The 22,450-nt window shown below is 61.2% G+C and carries 19 protein-coding genes and 1 tRNA gene; 9 read left to right on the top strand and 11 right to left on the bottom strand.

The window, feature by feature from the left end; genetic code table 11:
- Positions 1-233: 233 nt before the first annotated feature.
- The 4 genes from ROS217_RS13325 (at position 234) to ROS217_RS13340 (ending at position 4,954) form a co-directional block, all read left to right on the top strand.
- Positions 234-1,319 (top strand): TRAP transporter substrate-binding protein, encoded by a 1,086-nt coding sequence (locus ROS217_RS13325; RefSeq protein WP_009818291.1) that lies wholly within the window; start codon positions 234-236, stop codon positions 1,317-1,319.
- A gap of 100 nt (positions 1,320-1,419) precedes the next feature.
- Positions 1,420-2,310 (top strand): TRAP transporter small permease subunit, encoded by an 891-nt coding sequence (locus ROS217_RS13330; RefSeq protein ID WP_009818292.1) that lies wholly within the window; start codon positions 1,420-1,422, stop codon positions 2,308-2,310.
- 14 nt (positions 2,311-2,324) lie between these two features.
- Positions 2,325-4,682 carry a TRAP transporter large permease gene (locus tag ROS217_RS13335; protein WP_009818293.1) on the top strand — a complete coding sequence of 786 codons (2,358 nt, stop codon included), beginning with the start codon at positions 2,325-2,327 and terminating at the stop codon, positions 4,680-4,682.
- A gap of 182 nt (positions 4,683-4,864) precedes the next feature.
- Positions 4,865-4,954 (top strand) — tRNA-Ser (locus ROS217_RS13340).
- A gap of 403 nt (positions 4,955-5,357) precedes the next feature.
- On the opposite strand, the gene ROS217_RS13345 is transcribed toward ROS217_RS13340, so the two are convergent.
- From ROS217_RS13345 to ROS217_RS13365, 5 genes are all read right to left on the bottom strand, one after another.
- Positions 5,358-6,020 (bottom strand): aspartate/glutamate racemase family protein, encoded by a 663-nt coding sequence (locus ROS217_RS13345; protein ID WP_009818294.1) that lies wholly within the window; start codon positions 6,018-6,020, stop codon positions 5,358-5,360.
- The gene (locus tag ROS217_RS13350; protein ID WP_009818295.1) at positions 6,017-6,853 is read right to left on the bottom strand and encodes an ABC transporter permease; all 837 of its coding nucleotides are present in this window, start codon (positions 6,851-6,853) and stop codon (positions 6,017-6,019) included. Before ROS217_RS13350 ends, ROS217_RS13345 begins: the two co-directional genes overlap by 4 nt.
- Position 6,854: 1 nt before the next feature.
- Complete coding sequence (locus ROS217_RS13355) at positions 6,855-7,709, bottom strand: ABC transporter permease (protein ID WP_009818296.1); 855 nt, start codon at positions 7,707-7,709, stop codon at positions 6,855-6,857.
- A gap of 99 nt (positions 7,710-7,808) precedes the next feature.
- Complete coding sequence (locus ROS217_RS13360) at positions 7,809-9,080, bottom strand: ABC transporter substrate-binding protein (RefSeq protein WP_009818297.1); 1,272 nt, start codon at positions 9,078-9,080, stop codon at positions 7,809-7,811.
- A gap of 50 nt (positions 9,081-9,130) precedes the next feature.
- The gene (locus tag ROS217_RS13365) at positions 9,131-10,105 is read right to left on the bottom strand and encodes an ABC transporter ATP-binding protein (RefSeq protein WP_040651474.1); all 975 of its coding nucleotides are present in this window, start codon (positions 10,103-10,105) and stop codon (positions 9,131-9,133) included.
- A 253-nt stretch (positions 10,106-10,358) separates the two neighbouring features.
- Here ROS217_RS13365 and ROS217_RS13370 point away from each other — a divergent pair, with 253 nt between their 5' ends.
- The gene (locus ROS217_RS13370) at positions 10,359-11,045 is read left to right on the top strand and encodes a GntR family transcriptional regulator (RefSeq protein WP_009818300.1); all 687 of its coding nucleotides are present in this window, start codon (positions 10,359-10,361) and stop codon (positions 11,043-11,045) included.
- Positions 11,042-11,875, top strand: a complete 834-nt coding sequence (locus tag ROS217_RS13375; RefSeq protein WP_009818301.1) for a GNAT family N-acetyltransferase — start codon at positions 11,042-11,044, stop codon at positions 11,873-11,875. The genes ROS217_RS13370 and ROS217_RS13375 overlap by 4 nt, the downstream gene beginning before the upstream one ends.
- A 195-nt stretch (positions 11,876-12,070) precedes the next feature.
- Here ROS217_RS13375 and ROS217_RS13380 read toward each other — a convergent pair whose 3' ends face one another.
- From ROS217_RS13380 to ROS217_RS13395, 4 genes are read right to left on the bottom strand one after another with little or no spacing between them, the layout of a single operon-like run.
- Positions 12,071-12,850 (bottom strand): heme ABC transporter ATP-binding protein, encoded by a 780-nt coding sequence (locus ROS217_RS13380; RefSeq protein ID WP_009818302.1) that lies wholly within the window; start codon positions 12,848-12,850, stop codon positions 12,071-12,073.
- Complete coding sequence (locus tag ROS217_RS13385; protein ID WP_009818303.1) at positions 12,847-13,914, bottom strand: FecCD family ABC transporter permease; 1,068 nt, start codon at positions 13,912-13,914, stop codon at positions 12,847-12,849. The genes ROS217_RS13380 and ROS217_RS13385 overlap by 4 nt, the downstream gene beginning before the upstream one ends.
- Entirely contained in the window at positions 13,895-14,791 is an 897-nt protein-coding gene (locus tag ROS217_RS13390; RefSeq protein WP_009818304.1) for a heme/hemin ABC transporter substrate-binding protein, read from the bottom strand. Before ROS217_RS13390 ends, ROS217_RS13385 begins: the two co-directional genes overlap by 20 nt.
- A complete protein-coding gene (locus ROS217_RS13395; RefSeq protein ID WP_009818305.1) occupies positions 14,788-15,852 on the bottom strand; it encodes a hemin-degrading factor in 1,065 nt (354 codons plus the stop codon). Before ROS217_RS13395 ends, ROS217_RS13390 begins: the two co-directional genes overlap by 4 nt.
- Before the next feature lie 292 nt (positions 15,853-16,144).
- Between ROS217_RS13395 and ROS217_RS13405 the strand changes: the two genes are divergently transcribed.
- Positions 16,145-18,121, top strand: a complete 1,977-nt coding sequence (locus ROS217_RS13405) for a TonB-dependent receptor domain-containing protein (protein WP_009818307.1) — start codon at positions 16,145-16,147, stop codon at positions 18,119-18,121.
- A 189-nt stretch (positions 18,122-18,310) separates the two neighbouring features.
- Here the strand turns inward: ROS217_RS13405 and ROS217_RS13410 are convergent, their stop codons facing one another.
- Both ROS217_RS13410 and ROS217_RS13415 read right to left on the bottom strand, forming a co-directional pair.
- Positions 18,311-18,895: an exopolysaccharide biosynthesis protein gene (locus ROS217_RS13410; RefSeq protein ID WP_254656421.1), complete on the bottom strand. Its 585-nt coding sequence runs from the start codon at positions 18,893-18,895 to the stop codon at positions 18,311-18,313.
- 271 nt (positions 18,896-19,166) lie between these two features.
- Positions 19,167-19,970, bottom strand: a complete 804-nt coding sequence (locus tag ROS217_RS13415; protein WP_009818309.1) for a helix-turn-helix transcriptional regulator — start codon at positions 19,968-19,970, stop codon at positions 19,167-19,169.
- Between the two features lie 98 nt (positions 19,971-20,068).
- Here ROS217_RS13415 and ROS217_RS13420 point away from each other — a divergent pair, with 98 nt between their 5' ends.
- Positions 20,069-21,241, top strand: coding sequence for an ABC transporter ATP-binding protein (locus tag ROS217_RS13420; RefSeq protein ID WP_050766439.1), 1,173 nt, complete (start codon positions 20,069-20,071; stop codon positions 21,239-21,241).
- Positions 21,242-21,282: 41 nt separating this feature from the next.
- Positions 21,283-22,437: an ABC transporter substrate-binding protein gene (locus tag ROS217_RS13425; protein ID WP_050766441.1), complete on the top strand. Its 1,155-nt coding sequence runs from the start codon at positions 21,283-21,285 to the stop codon at positions 22,435-22,437.
- The last annotated feature ends 13 nt before the right edge of the window (positions 22,438-22,450 follow it).

Here is a 22,450-nt window from a genome sequence, read left to right on the forward strand (position 1 = left end):
ACACCCGCACCGATCCTGTTTCAAGCACAAAGCGCGGACTGCGTGCACAATTGCATGCAATGACCCCCGGCGAGGGGGCAAATCATCACGAAAAGTTTGAAATACCCCCCGGCTTCTACGCAGTAGTCGGTATTTGCAGATGCACAACCCGTCGCTAAGGTCGGCCCACTACAGAGATCCGGGTGTCGCCAGAGAGGTGGCGGCACTGTCATAATAATGGGGAGGAAAACCAAATGGATCGTCGCTCTTTTCTGAAGAATACCGCACTGGGTGGCGGGGCTGCTGTTGCGGCCTCGGCGCTGGCTGCACCGCTCTATGCGCAGGGTGTGCGCAATCTGACCATGGTCACCACATGGGGTCGGGGTCTGGCGGGGGTGTTTGACGCCGCACAGCGCGCCGCCGACAATATCAACGGCATGGCCGACGGCAGCATTGTGATCGACGTCAAGGGTGCCGGTGAATTGGTGGGTGCGTTCGAGGTGTTCGACGCGGTGACCGCCGGTCAGGCTGACATGTATCACGGGGCCGATTATTACTTTGTCGGTCAGCACCCGGCCTATGCGTTCTTTACCTCGGTGCCTTTCGGCATGACCGCGCAAGAGCTGGTGAATTGGTATTACCATGACGGTGGCGCTGGGTTCCATGACGAGCTTGGCCAGATCTTTGGTCTCAAATCCTTTCTTGCGGGCAACACGGGCGCGCAGGCGGGTGGCTGGTTCTCCAAGGAGATCGCAGGGCCGGAGGATTTCAACGGTCTCAAGTTCCGCATGCCCGGTCTTGGTGGCAAGGCGCTTGGCAAGTTGGGCGCATCGGTCCAGAACATTCCCGGCGCCGAAGTCTACCAGGCGTTGGCCTCGGGTGCGATTGACGGCACCGAGTGGATTGGCCCCTGGGCGGACGAAAAGGCCGGGTTCCAGGAAATCACCAAGTTCTACTACACCGCCGGTTTCCACGAGCCGGGTGCGGGCCTGTCGATCGGCATGAACCGCGAAGTGTTCGAGAGCCTGACGCCCGCGCAGCAAAAGATCGTCGAGATCGGCTGTGCCGAGACGCATCAGTGGAATCTGGCGCAGTTCCTGTCCAACAACTCGTCCGCGTTGCAGCGTTTGCAATCCAACGGTGTCAAAACGCTCGAATTCCCTGACAGCGTCTGGGATGCCTTTGGTCAGGCCTCGGATGCCGTGCATCAGGAGAACATGAGCGACGAGATCTACAAGCGCGTCTATGACAGCTACATGGCGTCGATGAAATCGTCATCGGCCTGGATCAACAAGTCGGACGGTGCCTATACCGCACAGCGCGACCGCGTTCTGGGCTGATCCACGCGACACTGACAGCGACAGGCCCCGGTGCTCGGGGCCTGTCCGCATCGCATGATGGGCCGCGCGGACCCGCGTATCCGCGCATGAGGGGGACAAGATGCTGGACGCAGTTCTCTGGATTTTCCAGAATATCGGCATGGCCTTTTACAATCTGGCCTATGCCATCAGCCATCCCGCAAGCTGGCTGGATTGGTCCAACAAGGAAGCGATCATGCGGGTCGTCTATTATGGCGGTTCGGTCGAGTTCTTCTTTGTTGTGTTCGTGACCTTTCTGGTGCTCACCGGGGTGGGCCTGTGGAAAAACGGCTTTATGTGGGGCTGTGTGCGCGGGCTGGAGGGGTTGGCCAATACGGTCGGACGCTTTGCCGCCTGGGCGGGGCTTATCATGGTGTTCCAGCAGATCATCATTGTGTTCATCCAGCGTATCTTTGCCCGTCCCGATCTGGTGATCGGCTTCGGTATCCCGCTGCAATTCGACGTCAGTTGGTATTCCGAAGAGCTCAAGCTCTATAACGCGCTGATTGTCACGCTCTGTGCCACCTATACGTTTGTTCAGGGCGGCCATGTGCGGGTGGACCTGATCTATGCGCCCGTCAGCCATTCCGCCAAGAAGGTGATCGACATGGCGGGCAGTCTCATTTTCATGATGCCGATGGCGGTGCTGACCTGGATGTATGGCTGGTTCTTCATGTGGCGGCATCTGATCGTGCCGAACCCTTCGGCCAGTGAGCCGCTGGACCGGCTGTTGATGAAATCCCGTGCCCTGCGCTGGAATGTGGAAACCATCGGGTTCAGCCCCAACGGGTTCAACGGTTATTTCCTGTTCAAGGTGTTGTTGGTGCTCTTTGCGGGCATGGTGTTCCTGCATGCGATGGCGTTTTTCTGGCGATCATATCTGGAATTCAAGGAAGGCCCCGACAGTCTGGGCAAATACCTCGACCGCGACACGCTGGGCGAGGGTGAAGAAGCCTTTGAAGGCACACATTAAAGGGGCAGGGACCAATGTTATTCGGACTGGACGGGGTCGAGATCGGGCTGATCATCGTATTTCTGTGCCTCTTTGGAGGTATTCTATCGGGCTTTCCTGTGGCCTTTGCCATTGGCGGGGCGGGGATTTTGGCGTTTGGCATCATTGCCGGGCTCGACAGCGCGGGGCTGCTTATCCATCAGGCCATCGACACGTCGAGCGAGGCGTATAATGCCATCGTGGCCAGTGGTGTGCGGCCCGATGCGGTGTCAGTTTTCCGATATCCGGATTTGCCGCGCGCGGCGCAGCCGGTGTTTCCGCTGGGCTGGGAAGTGGCGCTGGATCGCAACGTGTCTTTCCTTGTGAACCGGATCAACGAGCGCGTTCTGGCGGGGGCGTCCATCGAGACATTGTTGGCGGTTCTGATGTTCGTGATGATGGGGATCACGCTGGAACGCTCCAAGATCGCGAATGATCTCTTGACCACCATGGCGCGGGTCTTTGGCCCGCTGCCGGGCGGTCTTGCGGTGTCGGTCGTGGTGGTGGGCACCTTTCTTGCGGCCTCGACCGGGATCGTGGGGGCGACCGTGGTGACGATGGGCCTGTTGAGCCTGCCCACGATGCTGCGCGCGGGCTATAGCCCGCAATTGGCGACGGGGGTCATCGCGGCGTCGGGCACCTTGGGGCAGATCATTCCGCCCTCGATTGTCATCGTGCTCTTGGGCACGCTGGCAGGCGATCTCTATTCGGTGGCACAGGAGAACCGGGCGCTGTCGGTGGGATGCACCGATGCGCTGACCTATCTGGGTGAGCCTGCGGTGGTGTCGGTGGGCACGCTCTTTCAGGCGGCGCTCTTGCCGGGGATATTGCTGGCGGTGCTCTATGGGCTCTATGCCTTTGGCTATGCGCTGGTGAACCCATCCAAGGCACCGGCCGTTCAGGTCGCCGGTGGCACGCGCGGCGAGGTGATCACCCGTGGTGAGGGGTTCACATGGTTCCTCGGTGTGCCGGTGGCCGTGATTGCCGGGGTGATGCTGCTCTCGACGCTGGGTGTGGTTGGCAGTCAGGGCTTGATTGTCGACAGTTTCAGCGATCAGGGCGAGTCCGCGTCCTTGCGCACCAATGTGAGCCCCGACTGTCAGGCGGCGATGATCGAATTGCACGGTCAATCGAAATGGGATGCGGCGGTGGCAGAGCAACAGGGGATTGACGCCGCCGGTGGCGTGACCGCGAGCGTGCGCCTGACGCCCGAGGAAATCGCCGCGCTGCGCGTCCAGAAAGAGGCGGATGCCGCCCCTATCGGCACGGGCGTGGCGACATTGATGGTGATGTTCGCCCTCACCTTGGCGGTGGGCCGGGGCGTGGCGCCGTCGGCCAATCCGGCACCGCTCTTGATCGGGGCGTTCGGAATCCTGCTCGGACTTTTGGTGGATATCACCCTCATCCGACCGTCGACCTCAGCTGGGGTGACGGTGCTTTTGTTGCTCATCCCGCTGGCGATGGCCTGTTATGGCTGTGCCCATGGTGCGGTGCGGATGGCCAAGAACGAGCTCATCCGTGTGGTCTTTCCGCCGCTGGTGCTGATCGTGGCGGTGCTGGGGTCGATCCTGGGCGGGATCACCAACCCGACCCCGGCGGCGGCGCTGGGGGCAGGGGGGGCCATCATGCTCGCGGCCTATCGCAAGCTGCGTGATCAGGACCGGTCGCCCAAGATCATCATTCTGGCCACGCTGGCGGTGGTGCTGTCGATCCTGATCGGCATCAACTTTGACCTCCGGATCAATCAGGGCGGGGTCAGCTTTGAATCCTGGGTGGCGTTCTTCTTTGCCTATGCCGCCTATCTCTATGCGGTGTTCGGGCTCTTGTTCGCGTGCTGGGTGCTTTATACCGGTGGAGTGCTGAGCCCGGTGGTGCGCGAGACGGCCAAGGTCACGAGCATGGTCTTTACCATCCTGATCGGTTCGCAACTCTTGAACCTCGTGGTGATCTCATTTGGGGGCGAGCATTACATTCAGGAATTCCTCAAGAGCTTTGACAATGAGCTTAAGGTCTTTCTGATCGTGATGCTGGTGCTCTTCATCCTTGGCTTCGTGCTCGATTTTCTCGAGATCATCTATATCGTGATCCCCATCGTGGGGCCGGTGATCTATGGCGGCACCTTTGATCCGAAATGGGTGACGATCATGATTGCGGTCAATTTGCAGACCTCCTTTCTGACGCCGCCCTTTGGTTTTGCGCTGTTTTATCTGCGCGGGGTGGCACCGAAGGAGGTCACGACGGGGCATATCTATCGCGGTGTGGTCCCCTTCGTGCTGATCCAAGTCGGGGCGCTTGGCCTTCTGTGGTTCTTTCCGACGATTGTCACGATTGTGCCGGCGTTGATGGCGAACTGACGCCCAGACCGATGCGCGCCGGGCGCAGGTGGGTTTTGACAGGTGTGGCCGCGCAGGGTTGCACCTGTCAAACCGGTCACGGTTGCCTGGGATGAGGGTTTTGGGGGCGGATGAAACTGATCCTCGAAACAGTCGAAATTTAGCCTTGTAACTCTCCCACATGGGCGGCTATACGCGTCGGCGGAGCTGTGGCCGAGTGGTCGAAGGCGCTCCCCTGCTAAGGGAGTAGGCCCGGAAGGGTCTCGTGGGTTCGAATCCCATCGGCTCCGCCACTAATTCCGCTTAAGGTATTGGTGTCCTTTGAAAAACACCCTCCAAAAACAGTCGCCCCCACATGTGTTCCCACGGTTGACGGCTGGCGCAATCGGGTCCCTCGCCGGGGCATGGCATGACTCGCGTCAGTCATCGGGTTTTCGTCCTGTGATCCGTTCCCGCCGACGTTCGCGGCTGATTTGGCGGTAGCTGCGCAGTGGTGTCATACCATCGGTGTGGCCAAGGTTTTGCGAACTGGTGACGATTTCGGCGACTGAAATTGCCGTCTTCGCCGCGTGGCGCGCCAGTATGTGCCGGAAGGCATGGGGGCCGTAGGTGGGCAGACCTGCTCGCGTGAAGGACTCGTTGACGACCTTGCGCAGGGGCTCGGTGGCTTGCCAAGGGCGGCGCGCGAAACGGGTCTTAGCTTGATCGGGCGAGGCCAGTCACGACCGCCTTGGCAAGAAGGGCAGACGCGGCGACGCCGTCGATCAGGGGCAACTGCGTCCGTGCCGAGAGAGCATCCTTGAGAGGCGCCATCCCCGCGCAGCCGAGCACGGCGCAGGTGGCGGCATCTTCGTGGCGGGCTCGTTCTATTTCGGCGGCGATGCGGTCGATGGTGTCCGGCGCGCCCGCGTCGATAGTCAACACCGGCAGGCCGCTTGCCCGCACCGAAGCGCAGGACGCTGCAAACCCCTGCTGGCGGATGTTGTCCTCAATCACCGGGATCGAGACCGCCAGCGAGGTGACGACCGAGAACCTCAGCCCATGCAACTGTGCCATCACATAGCTGGATTGACCGATGCCCAAGACCGGGCATCCGGCGATCGCGCGCGCTTCGGTCAGGCCCGTGTCGTCGAAACAGGCGATCACGATGGCGTCGGCCCCCTGCGCCCGAGCGACGGGCAAGAGGGCCAAGAGACCGGGCAGAGCGGCGTCGCCGTCTGCGCGGCCCTGAATGGCCGCCGGGCCGCTTGTGTTTGTCAGGCCAAAGATCTCGGCCTCTGGCAGCGCCTTGCGTGCGGCGGCGACGATGCCCGTCGTCATGCCGACGGTTGCGTTGGGATTGATATAGGCCAGTTTCATATGCCTCTCCCCGCATCCGAGCCAAGCCGCGTGCGCCGCTTGTCCATGATCCATGCGCCGAGCAGGAAGACCGCGATAATCGCAAAGGAGAACAGCGTGGTGAGTGTGCCAAGCGCGTAGATCACCGGGGTGGTCACGTTGGTTGTCATCCCGAAGATTTCCAGCGGCAGGGTATTGTAGCTGCCTGCGGTGAGCAGGGTGCGGGCGAATTCGTCATAGCTCAGGGTAAAGCCAAAGAGCGCCACCCCGATCAAAGAGGGCCCGATGATCGGCAATACCACGTAGCGAAGGGTTTGCCACGCGGTGGCCCCCTGATCGCGCGCGGCCTCTTCATAGCTTTTGTCGAACCGGTTGAAGACGGCGAACATGATGAGCAAGCCAAAGGGCAAGGTCCACGTCAGTTGCGCGCCGAACCCAGAGGTTGCCCAGTGAATCCGCAAGCCCAACTGGCTAAAGATCAACCCCACGCCGAGCGAGATCAGGATCGAGGGGATCACCAGCGCCGTGATGGCGGCGTAGAAGAGCAGGCCCGATCCGGCAAACCGCTTGCGAAAGGCCAGCCCCGCCATGATCGACACCACCACCGTGGTGATCATCACCATCAGTCCTAGAGCGAAACTGCGGCGGAACGCGCCCCAGATATCGCCCACGGCCTGTTCCTGAAACAGGTCACGGAACCAGTGCAGCGACAGACCGTTCATCGGAAAGGTCAGACCGCCCTGTGGGCCTTGGAAGCTGAGGATGCCGATGGTCAGGATCGGGCCGTAGAGAAACAGCACGAAGAGGCCGAAAAAGGCGGCCAGCACGTAGAAAGAGCGCGGTCGACGGCCCATCTCAGAGCTCCTTGCGAATGTTGACAAAGCGCAGCAGGATCGCGATCACGATCAGCACGGTGCACAGCAACACAACGGCGGTTGCGGCGGCGGACGGGTATTGCAACAGGGCGATATCGTTGGAAATCAGCCGCCCCACATTGGCCCGCTGGCTACCCGACATGAAGCGCACCGTGATGAAATCGCCCATGACCAGCGTGACGACAAAGATCGTGCCGATCATGATGCCGGGCTTGGTCAGGGGCAGGATCACATGCACCAGTGTCTGCACACCGCTTGCGCCGTTGTCACGCGCCGCCTCGAGCAGGGATTTGTCGATGCGCATCATGGTGTTGAAGATCGGAACCACCATGAAGAGCGTGTAGAGATGCACAAAGGCCAGGATCACCGAAAAATCGGAGTACAAAAGCCACTCCAGCGGCGCGTCGATCACGCCCCAGGACAGGAGCGTCTGATTGGCAATCCCGTTGCGGCCAAGAAACGGAATCCATGAAATCATGCGGATGATATTCGAGGTCCAGAAGGGGATCGTGCAGATCAGGAAGAGCGCGATTTGCATCGTCATGCTGCGCACATGAAAGGCCAGAAAATAGGCCACAGTAAACCCGATGGTGAGCGTCAGCGCCCAAGTGATGAGGGCGTATTTCAGCGTCGCGCCGAACACCTGATAGGTCACGGCCGAGCCAAACAGGAATTCATAATTGTCGAACTGAAAGGCCGGGTAGATCGAGAACTCGGTCGCCCCCCAAAAGCTGACGATGACGATCATCACGATGGGGGCGATCAGGAACGCCAAAAGCACCGCAATCAGGGGCGCTGCCTGAAGCCAGCCCAAAAGATGGCGATTGGTCGTCATGAGGCCTGCTCGTTTTGCTGGGGGTTGACCATGGGGATGCGCAGTCTGGGGGGTGTTTGCCCCCAGACGGGTGTCCCATCTCCGCGCGGCGGAAAGGCGTCATGCGGCGATGAACTCGTTCCACTTGCGGACCATATACTGGTTCTCGTCCATGACGGCGTTCCAGCAGGCGACTGCCCCCATGCGGTCATTGAACGACCCGCCGTCGCGCAAGTCGCCCGCCTGCGCCAGCGTATCGCCGGTGGGCGAGGTGATGACGTCGGTGGCGGGCTTGCCCTCGAACCAATAGCCCCATTCATTCTCGGACATGAAGGTCTTGGAGGTCTCGGGCACGGCTGAATAGTAGCCTTGGCGCATCAGATAGCCGCCGACCCAGCCCGAGAGATACCAGTTGATGTAGTCATAGGCCGCGTCCAGCTCCATGCCCGACAGCGACGAGGACAGGCCGATACCGCCGCCCCAACTGCGATAGCCTTCCTTGAGCGGTTGGTAGACGCACGGGATACCGCGTGACTTGACCGCCGTGATGGCGGGCGACCACATCGACTGGATCACCACCTCGCCGCTCGCCATCAGGTTCACGCTCTCGTCAAAGCTCTTCCAGAAGGCGCGGAATTGGCCGTTCTTCTTGGCTTCGGTAAAGATCGCCATGGTCTTGTCGATCTCTTCGCGGGTCATGTTGCCTTTGTCGCCATACTGGACCTCTCCCATCGCCTCGCAGACCATGGCCATGTCCATGATGCCGATGGACGAGATATCGAGGATCGAGGCCTTGCCCTTGAATTCCGGGTTCAGAAGCTCTGTCCAGCTTTCGATCGGGCGGCCGATCAGGTCGGGGCGGATGCCCAGGGTGTCGGCATTGTAGATGGTCGGGATCAGGGTCATCCAGCCGGTTTCCGCGCTGGCAAAGCTGGTGCTGCCGGGCCCGTCCACAAAGCCCACCGTATGTGGGGCTGTGCCTTGGGCGATGGTCGAGTCGGGCGTCAGCTTGCCCGAGCGGAAGATGCCGACGATCTTGTCGTAATTGGCGATCCGTGCTGTATCCATGGCCTGCAGGTTGCCGGTTGGCCAAACCTTCTTGCAGATCCAGTATTCGATATCGGCAATGTCAAAGCTGTCGGGCTGGGTGGCGGCGCGTTGGGTTACGCTGTCGCTGTCCAGTGCGGTCATCTCAAGCGTGAAGCCCAGGTCTTCCTTTACCTTGTTGGCGACGTCATTGAGGTTCGACACGCCGGTGCCGAACTGACGCAGCACGATGTCTTTGGTATCTTGCGCCCAGAGCATCGGGGCGGGCAGGGCGGAGGCGGCGAGTGCCGCGCCCCCGGTCCTGAGCAGTGCGCGGCGGGTATATCCGACCTTGGGTTTTGCCATTGTTCTTGTCCTCTCTGTCCAGTGGATTGATGTGGTTGTGGTTCGACCTGTCAGGCTTCGAGGCGGTGCAACCGCCCTTCGTCCCAGCTGAGCTTGACCGCTTCGCCGGGTGATTTCGGGGATTGAAAGAATTGCGCTTCCGGCAAGAGGGCCAGCACCTCGTCGCCGCTCTCTGTGGCTGCGGTGACAGAGACCGAGGCCCCTTGGTATTCGACAGCGATCACCGTTGCGGGCATGCCGTCAGCCCCAAGCGATACTGCGTCGGCGCGTATCGTGACCTTGCCGCCGGGCAGGGCGAGCACATTGTGCCCGCCGATGAACCGCGCCACGAACTCGGTGCGCGGCTGCGCCCATACCTCGCGCGGGGGGCCTGCTTGGGCGATCACCGCATCATGCATGACGACGATCTCGTCAGCCAGCGCCAGCGCCTCATCCTGACCATGGGTGACGTGGATAAAGGTGATACCCAGTTCACGCTGAAGTTTTTTCAACTCGGTGCGCATACGGATGCGCAGGAATGGGTCGAGTGCGGACAGCGGTTCATCCAGCAAGAGCACCTTGGGTTCCGTGATCAGCGCGCGCGCCAGCGCCACACGCTGCTGTTGGCCCCCCGAAAGCTGCGCAGGCAGGCGGTCGGCCAGATGTGTCATGTCGACCAGTTCCAGCAAGTCATTGGCGCGGGCGTGGCGCGTCCCCTTGTCCACGCCCTTCATGCGCAGGGAAAAGGCCACGTTGTCGCGCACCGAAAGATGCGGGAAGAGCGCGTAGTTCTGAAACATCATAGCCGTTCCGCGCCGCGCGGGCGGCAATTGCGCTACGTCTTGTCCATCCAGCAGGATTGCGCCCTCGCTGACATCCTCATGGCCTGCGATCATCCGCAGGGTCGATGATTTGCCGCAACCGGACGGCCCCAAGAGGCAGACATAGCTGCCTTTGACAAAGACATGATTCAGATCGCGCACGGCCACCGTGTCGCCGTAGCGCTTGGTCAGGTGAACCAGTTCAAGATCGTATCCCGTGCGCATCAGGGCCCCCGTGCCATCCGTCGGGATCACCCTGTGCTGGCCAATCCGCGAAGGGGCAGCGTTTTTGCATGCGCCGGGGGGCGAAAACAGGAGTCGCCTGTTTTATTGGCCGACGCAGGCAGGCGCTGCGCAGAAAACAGAACAATGTTGTATACAATGATGTCGGCAAGCGCAGACTGCTCGGTCACACTTGTCCCTTTCCATGCGAATCGGAAAAAGTGATAGTGCGAGGCGAACGGGTGGCGCGGAAACCATGAACAAGATTGAAACCAGAGCCTGGACCAGCGACACGGTCGTTGCAGACCTTGAGCGCGCCATCCATGAACATCGTTTGCCCCCCGGCACTAAGCTGGGAGAGGACGAATTGAGCGACGCCTATGGCATCAGCCGCACCATCGTGCGTGCGGCCCTGTTGGCCCTGTCTCACCGTCATCTGGTCGAGTTGAAGCGCAATCGCGGTGCCTTTGTCGCGCAACCGTCGGTGCGAGAGGCGCGCGAGGTGTTCGAGGCACGATCCCTGCTCGAACCCCGCACGGCACATTCCGCGGCCCTGCGCATGACTGATACGGACCTGACGCTCTTGCGGTCCAATATCCGCGACGAGCACGCCGCTCTGGACGCGGGCGAGAACGGTCGCGCTCTGCTCTTGTCCGGTCAGTTTCACGTCGAAATCGCGCGCATTGCGGATCAGAGCACGATAGAGGCCCTAATTTCGCAGTTGATCTCGCGGTCCTCGCTGATCATCGCGCTCTATTGGCGCCGCCGCGCTGCGCTCTGCGAAACACAGGCGCATCACGCGCTCCTTGATGCCTTTGCCAACCGCGACGCTGGCTTGGCCGAGCAACTGATGAAGAGCCACTTGCTTGATCTCGTGGCCTCGCTGGACCTGCGCACTGTCACCCAACCGCCTACTTGTTTGCGCGAGGCGTTGCAGCGATGACACGTTTGCTGTGCCGCACCGCAACCTTGCCTGAAGTCGAACGGATGCTGGACTGGGCGGCGGATGAAGGTTGGAATCCGGGGCGCGACGACGCAGCGGCGTTTTACGCCGCCGATCCCCAAGGGTTCTTTGTCGCCGAGGTGGAGCGGCAGCCGGTCGCCGCCATCTCTGTTGTGAACCATTCGGAAAGTTACGCCTTTCTGGGGCTTTACCTGTGCCGCCCGGACTTTCGCGAGCAGGGGATCGGTTTTGCGCTCTGGCAGCATGCCATTACGCATGCGGGTGGACGGACCGTGGGCCTAGATGGTGTTTCTGCGCAAGAGGCCAATTACGCCAAGTCTGGCTTTGTGCTGGCGGATCGGACACGCCGTCTGACCGGTGTCATTGCGATCGACGCTCCGTCGTTGCCATTGGCCACGCAAGAGGATTTTGCCACCCTTGCCCGGCTCGACAAGGCTGCGACTGGCGTGTCGCGGGAGCGGTTCCTGGGGGAATGGCTGCGCAATGGACCCACGCGCAAGACCGTCCTGCTGCGCGAGGGCGCGGATGTGACTGGCTTTGCCACGGCGCGGCTGTGCCGGGAGGGCGTCAAGATCGGCCCGATTGTGGCCCCCGATGCCGCCGCCGCTCTGCATCTCGCGCATCAGGCCGCCGCCACTCTGGCAGAGCCGCTGGCCATCATCGACGTCCCGGACAGATGTGCAGCCTTTGGCGCGTTGTTGCGGCAAACCGGATTTGTTGAAGGGTTCGCGACCGCCCGCATGTATCGTGGCGTTGGGCCTGACATCGGCGCCACGCTGCATGCCGTGGGGACGATGGAACTGGGCTAGGTCACCCGCGAAGATCGGGGGATATCTCTGGAATGAACGAGGCCGCGCCGTCAACCACCACCGCCCACACACCAGTCTCGCTGGTCTGACGCCAGTGTAATATGCTAATCGGTCAAAACAGGACCAAACCTGAACAGAGCTAACCTAAATTAGCGGACTCAAAGGGGAGCAGGTCAGACCTGTCCCTGATGTCTGTCAGATCGTCGCCGACTGTGGCAAGACATAGGGCATATCGGGAGGGGGCACGCTGACCGCGAGGTCGCAGTCGTAGACTCGCGAGAGGGTGGTGCTGGTGATGACCTCATACGGAGATCCCTGTGCCACGATCCGTCCGTTCTGCATCATCACCACCTCATCCGCGAACATTGCTGTCAGGTTCAGGTCATGCATGACCGTGACCACGCCCCCGCCCTGATCCGCAAACTCTCGGGCGAGACGCATGACGGACAGCTGATGCCCGATGTCGAGGCTAGAGACCGGTTCATCGAGAAAGAGCCAGTTCGGCCCGTCTTGTCCGGTCGGTTCCCAGATCTGGGCCAGAACCCGCGCCAATTGCACGCGCTGTTGTTCGCCGCCTGAGAGGTCCTGATAGAACCGCTCTGCCATATGGGACAGGCCGACCCGGTCCAGGGCGCGGTGGGGCAGGTCTTTGCGGGTTGCCCAAGGTCCGGCGCGGTGGCCGACGTCTACCACCTCGCGCACGGTGAAGGGAAAGGCGAGGTGGGACGCCTGCGGCAAGACCCCCCGGCGCACAGCCAAGGCAGCGGCATTGCGCGGACTGATCTCAAGATCGCCGAGCGTGAGAACGCCTTGGGTCTCGATTTCGCCAATGAGGGCGCGCAAAAGCGTGGTTTTGCCGGAGCCGTTGGGGCCAACGATGGCAGTCAGCACACCGGGAGAGGCGGAGAGGTTGATATCCCGAAGGATGGATCTCTGCCCGAGCGTCACCGATAGGGTTTGAGCCCGCAGTATCATAGATCTACCAGCCCGCGCCGACGCAGCAAAATCCATAGAAAAACCGGCGCACCCAGAATAGCGGTGACGATCCCGATGGGTAATTCCGCGGGGGCAATGATCACGCGGCTGATGATGTCCGCGCCGAGCAACAGGCTTGCCCCCAGAAGGGCCGCGTTGATCAGGAGCGGGCCATGGTCGGGCCCGGTCGCCAGCCGCAGCAGATGCGGCACCACGATACCGATAAAGCCAATCCCGCCCGAGACGGCCACCGCACCGCCGGTTGCCGCCGCGACAGCGAGGATGGCCAGCGTCTTGACCCGTTGCACGGGGATGCCCAGATGCAGCGCCGTCGCCTCTCCGAAGGCCAGACCATTGAGGCCGCGCCCCAGAAGGAGTGCCCCCATGAGGGCCGCAAGAATGATCGGGGTGGCAGTGGCCACCTTGGCCCATGTCGCCCCGGCTAGCGAGCCAAGCCCCCAGAATGTAAGGTCGCGCAATTGCTGATCGTCAGCGGCATAGACCAGAAGGCCCGATACCGCGCCCGACAAGGCCCCGAGTGCGATCCCGGCCAGCAGCATGGTTGCCACCGACGTGCGGCCGCCGCGCGTGGCGACGCCGTAGAGCAGAAGGACCGAGGCCCAGCCGCCGAAGAACGCCGCGATCGGTACAAGGAACAGTCCCAGACTGTCGCGCAAAGCGATGGGCAGCAGGCCGCCAAGAACAATTGCCGTGACAGCCCCAAGACCGGCACCGGCGCTAACCCCTACGATGCCTGGATCGGCCAGCGGATTGCGAAAGAGCCCCTGCATCACCGCGCCCGAAACCGCAAGTGCTGCGCCCACCAGCACGCCCAAGAGCACGCGGGGCAGGCGGACCTCCCAGAGGATTATGCTCTGGACGGGGCTATCCGCCAGCCCGGCACCGAATACCGACAAAAGAGAAACGCCTGACGCGCCTGTCTCAAGGCTTATGGCGCAGGTCAGAAGCAGACCGAGACCCAGCCAGAGATGGGCGCGCCGCGCCAGTGTTCGGCGGTCGCAGCGATTGCTGTGGGGCAGAGTGTCAGCTTGGGTCACGGTCATCGTTCGCGGTCTCCGTGTGGCCGTAGAGGGCCGTGTTCAGGTCCAGCGCAGCCTTGGCCGTGCGCGGTCCGAATCCCAGCAGGTAGAGCCCGTTCATCCGCAGCACTGACTCGGCGGTGCCAGCAGGGGTGGTTCGGATCGCGGGCAGGGCAAAGAGCTGTTCGTCGAGGATGGCATGATCCCCGGTCCGGTCCATCATCAGGATCACGTCCGGCGCGGCCTCTGCCACGGCCTCATCCGTCATCTGCTTATAGCCGTCGAAGCCTGTGACCGCGTTGATGCCGCCGGCCATTTCGATGATGGCTGCGGCCTGTGTGTCGCGCCCTGAGGCAAGGATGCGGCCGCCTTGCAGGCTGAGGATGAAGAGCACGCGCTTGCGCGCGGCCTCGGGCGTCTGTGCTGTCCGCGCCGTCGCCGTGTCGAGTGCGGCGCGCGTCTCTGTCGCCAAAGCCTCGGCGCGCTCGGGCACGCCCAATGCCGCGCCAACGGCGGAGATCTTGGCAAGGATCCCTGCCGCGTTTTGCGCCTCGGTGATGCTGACAAATGTCACACCGGACTGTCTGAGAACCTCGATGGTCTCGGGCGGGCCAGCCCCCTCGATGGCGAGGATGAGCGAGGGTGCGACCGAGAGCACACCCTCGGGGCTGAGCGCGCGAGCATAGCCCACATCGGGCAATTCCGTCACCTTGGGCGGAAAGGTCGAGGTGGTATCGCGCGCAACCAGCCGATGCTCTTGCCCCAAGGCATGCACGATTTCGGTCACTGATCCACCAATCGACAGCACTCGGTCGGTCTCCTGCGCCATGCTCGCAGAGGCCAGGGCAAAGAGCGCCACCTGTGCTATGAGCACGCGGCGTGTCAGGGTGAATTTGATCATGTCAACGCCTCCGCGTTTGCCTCTTGCAGCCCCGGCAGGGCCTCGACCATCCGGGCAAAGGCGGCGCGGCTGTCGCGCCCCTCTTTGCCAAGCCCGAAGATCTGAAAGATTAGCGACCCCTGCGCGTCGAAGGCTTCGACCGAAATCGCTGCGCCGCGTTGCGTGGGTTTGTCCACGGCCCAGACTTCGGCCACATGATCCAGCCGCAGATGCAGGTTGAACCGCGCATCCATCACGTTCTGCCACGGACCCATGGGTTTGAGGGCCACAATGGGGCCGGAATGAATCTGGATGCAGCCGCGATTGCCGACAAAGATCATCACCTCGGTGCCCGTCTCTGCGAGTTGGGTCAGCAGGGTATTCACCGCCTCGGTGGCAAGCGCGCGCACAAACGGCGCGCCCGCGATGCGGTAGGCCCCAAGCCGGTTCATCCGCAGCTTGGACGTCAGGCGCAGGAATTGGTGGGTGTCGGTCATCCGCCGCCATTCCTCTCGCAGCACCTCGATCTTGTCGGGATTGGATTTTGCGGCCTCGGGGGGCTTGCGCGGATCGACGGTCAAGGTCTCGGACTGGTCCGGAAGGGCCAGTGCCAAGCGCTGCGCCTCCCACGCGGCCAGAGATGAGCCGTCGCGCAGAAAAATCTTGTGCACCGCGTCGCCCGCGGCATCGAACACTTGCAGGCTGCGGCGGGTGCCTGCGTCGGTCTCGGTCGCGACCATGAAGGCATGGCACCAATGGCTTGGGAACATCCGCAGGTCGATATCCTCGGCCAGCACCATCGCCGCATGTTGACCGCTGTGGTAATTGTCATAACGCCCCACTTTTTCATGCACACAGCTCTCATTGCGGGTGAGGGCCATCACCTCGCCCAGCTGTTGCGCGGCGGCCATGACCTGATCGGGATGGGCGGCGATAGCCGTCGCGCCACGCCCGATATGGGCGGCGTTCAACTGCGCCTCGCTGATGCCAAGGCGGTCCGCCTGATCGCGGCTGCGCAGTTTGGGGTTTTCGGCCTGAAAGGCACGAATTGCGTCGGGGGAAAGGGGAGCGGAGTCTGTCATGCCTGCCTCGTGTGGTGTTGAAATGGGCTGGCTGCATCGCGCATGCGGCGCGGACGTGGCTCTCATTTGCGATCCAAGAAATCTGAATCACAATCTTGACTCTTTTACTCATAAAAGAATAAGGAACGCAAGACCGATCCGGAATAGATCGCTCAACCATTGAAACCAAATGAAAAAACCGTGCCAGCCTTTCGCAAGCACAACGGTGTGACAGCCATTGTCAATGAAACGAAGGGGACACGTGATGACATCGCACACGCGCTGCATTTTAATGACGACAACCTGCCTGTGCATGGGGCTTGGCCATGGCTCTGCCAGTCTGGCGCAAGAGACACCTGCTCAAGAGGGATTTCTTGGGACACTCACGCTGGGAGAGAGCAAACGGACGGTGCAAACCGAAACCGCGACTCCGTCGACTGTGATCGACGAAGACGAAATTCGTGACCGTCAGGCCGGGTCGGTCGCCGAATTGCTGGTGACGGTGCCGTCCGTGGCTCTGCTCAACGGCGATACCGCGCAGGGATCAGGCATCTCCATCCGTGGCTTTGGCTCCAATGCAACGTTCGGCACGGACCAGAAGGTGTTGATCCAGGTCGATGGTGCCACGCGCGGTTCCGAGGAACTTTACCGCATTGGAACCCAGCTCTTTACCGATCCTTTTCTCTTCAAGGAGGTCGAGGTGATCCGGGGCACAGTCGGGTCGTTCCAATATGGGTCCGGCGTGGTTGGCGGTGTGGTGCGGCTTGAAACCATCGACCCTGAGGATGTGACCGGGGGCGAGACCGGATTTGGCCTGCGTCAGACGCTGGAATTCCAGACCAATGGCAATGGTGTGACCTCCTCGAGCATCGGGGCCTGGCAGCCCACCGAGGACTTTGGGGTGCTGTTCAATTACGTCAGCCGCAGGCTTGGCTTTCCCGAGGATGGCAATGGCGCTGTCATCAATCCGCTGCGGGAACGGATCGACGACCCGTCGTGGTTGGTTAAGGCAAAGTACCGCTTTGGCGAGGACAAGGCCCATTCCATCGAGGCCAGCTATCAGGATACCCAAAGCTCGCAATTCGACGTGCCGTATGACAGTTTTGGCAATCTCACGTTCTTTGGCAATGTTGACCGGGAAGTCGAGAGTCAGACCAGTATCCTCAAATACAATTTCAACCCGCTCAATGATCTGGTCGATCTGACACTGCAATATTCGCATGTCGATGAGGCGATCCTTCAGGATGCGGTCTCTTGTCCGGGTAGCCCGCCCGCCCCGATCACCATCTGCTCGGCGCTGCTGAATGCGGACCACGATTACGAGACCACCACGCTTACTCTCAAGAACACGTCACTGTTTGATACGGGCGCGCTGCGCCATGATCTGACGGCGGGGATCGAGCATATCAACCGCACGCGCGTCGATGCCTTTGCGGCACCGGGTGGTGAGGACAATCGCTGGGCACTCTTTGCGGTGGACGAGATCGACATTGGTCGCGCCTGGACCCTGACGCCCGCCATTCGGTATGAGACATCGAAGGTCGAGGGCGATACAGCCCCCAATGATGGTCGCTTTTCCGAGGATGCACTGATGGGGGGGCTGTCGGTGCGTTATGCGTTCAACAACGGTTTGGCGGTCTTTGGCAGCGCCGCCTATACCGAGGTTTTGCCGATCATCGACGATCTGGAATTTCCAAGCCGCATGACCCAAAGCGAGAAGTCGCGCACCTATGAGGTCGGGTTTTCCTATGACCGTCGCGGGCTCTTGCGTGAGAATGACGCGCTTGCCCTCAAGGTCACCTATTTCGACAGTGAGCTTTGGGATGTGAATTCTTTTGTCGACACCACCCCGGCGCAGAACCCGCTGGATGAGATTCAGACCCAAGGTCTCGAGTTCGAGGCGTCCTATGCGATGGAGAACGGGTTTTACGTCGATCTCAACGCCACCGTCGCGGAGGGCGAAGAAGTGGATGTCCTGGGCGGCGTGCGCGATTGGCGCAACCTTGCGGCCAACAACCTGCGCGCCTCTGTGGGTAAGGTGTTTGATGACACCTATGACCTGAGTTGGGAAGTTGTGAGTGCCGAGTCCATCACCGTCAACGGGGTGCGCGATGACGGCTATACGGTGCATAACCTGCGGGCCACGATCGCCCCCAAGCGGGGGGTCTGGGATGGCACCGAATTCCGGGTTGGGATCGAGAACCTGTTTGACGCGCAATTCACGCCAAATCTTGCGACACGACCCTCGCCGGGGCGCAATTTCAAGCTGACACTCGCCAAGACCTTTTGAACAAGACCCGTAGAAACTAACATTCCAAGGCGGCTCTCTGTGATCAGGGGGGCGCCTTGCGCTTTGTTGCGAGGACATCCCCGGATGCCGGGGTTTCCCATAGGCGCGGGCCTCGGGCGTCAGGAGCATCTTTGGCGTCGCGGGGTTATTGGTGTGCGCGGCACCGGGCACAGCAGATTATGTCACATCTCAATGGATCAGGGCATCTGCTCCGGCTGCCAAGGAGACGAGAATTGTCGCAGTCAGCAGGACCGAGAGGCCGCCAAGAAAGAGTCCGGCGCAGGTGACCAGCCCGTCGCGCTCGACGATGCCGACCCCCACGATGAAGAGCGACACCGCCGGAAACCATCCGCTGAGCGGGACCGGCAGAAAGAGCGCAAAGGCGATGATGAAGAGGAGCGCGCCAAGGGGGCGCTCGTTCTGGCGTGAAAAAAGCCGCGTGTACCGTGGTTTCAGGATGCGTTCGAGCCTGCGGGTCACGGGTCTGAGGCGCAGAACAGCACGTCGCAGCATGGGGTGATCAAGCCTGAGACGCCCGAGCGGACCGGGGAGTTTCACATGCGGATAGCCGAGGACCATCTGGCCCGTGGTGACCAAAAGAGGCAAGGCGGTCAGAAGGGTGGTTCCGGGCGGCAGGGGCAAAAGGGTCACCAGCGAAAACACCACAATAGCCCATCCAAAAGAGGTCTCACCAAGGGCGGTCAGCAACGTGCCCAAGGTCAATGTCCCCGCGCGGTGCTGCGCACGCGAGTTTCGCAAGATCGGTAGGGACAAGGATGGTCGTTTTCGCTTGCCTTGACGTCCTGGCATGATGCGCCTTTCAGAATCCTGTGACGGATATCAGGTGTCGCGTGAGCAACTTCAATCGCGTATCTCTCTCTAACCGCGAAACATGACGAAGAAACATGGCAATAGAGCCAGCCCTCTGCGACCCTTTCGTCGCTATCTCCAAAGTCAGACCAAGATGATCCAGAAATCTCGCCACGGTCCCATGGGGCTGAGTTCAGACACCAAATGCCACACGGGTCGATCCATCCTGATCGTCTCAGGCGAGTTCTGACAACGCGGCGATAAAGCTGGAGAACAGTTCTCCTTGTGAACTCACCCGCAGTTTGGCGTAGATGTTGCGGCGATGGATGCGCACGGTGCCCGGTGAAATGCCCAAGGCGCGGCCTGTGGCATCGGCGGAATGACCCTTGAGCACATATTCCACGACCTCCGCCTCGCGCGGGGTGAGGAGGTTGCGGCCCAAACTTTGAAAGGCATCCTCGATCAGTTGCGGCAGGCGAGGACCGTCGGTTTGGGGCCGCGCCGAGAATTGGGTGATCAGGCCGCTCCACTGTTTCTGGGCGATGGCTGCGACGAAGGGAAAGGCGGCTTCGAGATCGCGGAATTCGCGGGCGGAGAAGGCCTTGTGTTCGCGCATGGCGGAAATCACCACGCTCACCCCGTCGCCGAGATCGACGATAAAGCCTATTTCTTCGGCAAGTCCGGTCTGGATGTAATAATTGCGAAAATATTCTGCCTGATAGAACCGATCTGGCGCCAAATCGCGCAGCCGTGCGAGGCGGGGCGTCGTGGGGGCGGTGGCATTGAGGTAGAAGGGATCGAGCAGATAAGGCCCTTCTTGGTAGTCATCCACCATGACCTTGCGCTTGGCAGCGGGAAAATCATCATGCAGATCAATGGGTTTGTGGTCGCGGTAATAGGCAAAGATTACCGTGAACTCATAGGGTACAATGCTGCGCAGAGCGGTGGTGAGGGCCGAGGCAAAGCCGGACGTACCGAGCGCCGAGACCGCCCGCGCGCTGGTTTCGAACCAATCTGACATCTGCATTTTCGTCGTCATCTATGCTCTTTATGATATATACAACCGGCTGCGATTTTCTTACCGTTTTGAGAATGTATGGCATAGGTGTGGGTGTGCCGCAACACGAGAGGACCGGCATGCTGGATGCGAATGCCGAGACGGAGATCAGGATGGGCGTGAGCCGGGAACAGGGGACGCAAAGCATACAGGGCCATCCCTCGGACGAGGATTGCGTCGCCGAGTTCGTCGGGGCCACCAAGAGATTTGGCGCGATTTTGGCGGCGGACCGGATCAACCTGCGTATCCGGCGCGGCGAATTCCTGTCGTTCCTTGGCCCCTCTGGCTGTGGCAAGACCACGGCGCTGCGGATGCTCGCCGGGTTCGAAGCGCCGAGCGACGGCATGGTGCGGATCGACGGGCAGGATGTCAGCCGCGTGCCCGCTTATGCACGCCCGGTGAACATGGTGTTTCAGCACTATGCGCTCTTTCCACATATGACCGTGGCGCAGAACATCGGCTATGGGTTGCGACAGGTACGGCCCAAGCTGGCGAAATCCGAGATTGCCGCGCGGGTGGAGGCTGCCTTGGCCAAGGTGCGGTTGGACGCGTTTGGCGCGCGGCGCACATGGGAACTGTCGGGCGGCCAACAGCAGCGGGTGGCCTTGGCGCGGGCGATCATCAACGAGCCCAAGCTCTTGTTGCTGGACGAGCCGATGGCGGCGCTCGATGCCAAGCTGCGCGGCGAAATGCAGCGCGAATTGCTCGATCTGCAGCGCAGCCTCGGCATCACCTTTGTGCTGGTCACCCATGATCAGGAAGAGGCGCTGTCGATGTCGGATCGCATCTGCATCATGGGGGCAGGGCGGATCGTGCAGGTGGGCACGCCGCAGGATCTCTATGATCGGCCGCGCAATCGCTATGTCGCGGATTTCGTGGGCAAGGCGAATATCCTGAATGGCGAGGTTCTGTCGCGGCAGGCAGGTCTGGCGCGGATCGCACTGGCGGAGGGCACAGAGGTGCTGGTGCCCGAAGCGGAGGCGGATACGCGCCGTCATGTCGATATCGCGGTGCGCCCAGAGGCGTTGCGCCTTGCCGTGCCGGGCGAGGATGCGATGCTGCGGGCGCGGATCACCCATCGCACCTTTTTGGGGGATCATACCGAATACCTGCTGCAGGCCGATGGCATCGGCGCGCTTCAGGTCAATGTTCCGCGACAGGCCGAAAGAGCCATGGGCGGGCAGGGGGTGGGCGATGAGGTCCATATCCTCTGGACGGCAGGCACGGGTCTGGTTCTGGCTGCCGAAGAGTGACGGATAACAACTGCACCAAGTTCAACAAGGGAAACGAGACGATGACTCAGGATAACACACCGATTTCGCGTAAGAAATTCATTGAGGAACTGCGCCGCTACGAAAAGGGTTCGATCAGCCGACGTCAGTTTCTGGGCACCACTGGCCTTGGCACCGCGATGGCGGTTCTGGGGGGCGCGTTGCCGGGTCTCATGCCGGGGCGTGCCATCGCGCAGGATCTGGGTGACCGGGTGGTTCTGGCGACCTGGCCCAATTACCATGACGCGGCAAACTTTGACCTCTTCGCCACCGAGACCGGCGTTTTCTCTCAGGTCAATGTGTTTGGCTCGAACGAGGAAATGCTGGCCAAGATTCAGGCGGGTGGTTCGGGCTGGGACGTGTTCGTTCCAACCAACTATGCGATTTCGACCTATGTCGAGGCCGGTCTGATCGAGCCTTTGGATCTCACGAAACTGCCCAATTTTGACGCCGCCGCGTTTGATGCCCGCTTTGCCGATGCGGGCACGATTGATGGCAAGGTCTATGCCGTGCCGAAAAACTGGGGCACCACGGGGATTGCGTCCAATACAGCAAAGACCGGCGGTGTGGTCGATAGCTGGAAGACCTTTTTCGACGGGGCAAAGGATCAGTTCGACGGGCGTGTCATGGTGCATGACTATCAGCTGACCACCATCGGCAATGCGCTGGCCTATTTCGGCTATAGCTTTAATTCTGTCGATCCGGCGGAACTGGCCGAGGCCGAAAAGCTGCTGATCGAGGTCAAGCCGCATCTCTTTGCGATTTCGTCGGATTATCAGCCCGCGATGCGCAATGGTGATGCCTGGCTCACGATGTGCTGGACGGGGGATGGCAAGCAGCTCAATACCGACCTGCCCGAAATCGCCTTTGCCCTTGGCAAAGAGGGCGGCGAAATCTGGTCGGATTACTATGCCATTCCGGTCGGCGCGCCACACCGCGAGGCGGCCTATGCGCTGATCAACTATCTGCTCGACCCTGAGGTCAACGCGCGTGAGGCGCTGGCGCACGGCTATCCGGTGGCGGATGCGCGCACCAATGCGCTCTTGCCTGAGGATTTGCTGAACGATCCGATCCTCTATCCGGCGGCGGAGGCGCTCAATGCACTGGAATTCGGTGCGGCGGTGACGCTGACCGATCCCAACCGCGCCGAATTGATGGCCCGTTTCAAATCGGCCTGAGAGGAATTAGGGG

This window comes from Roseovarius sp. 217, from assembly GCF_000152845.1.
In the GTDB taxonomy this organism is placed as follows: domain Bacteria; phylum Pseudomonadota; class Alphaproteobacteria; order Rhodobacterales; family Rhodobacteraceae; genus Roseovarius.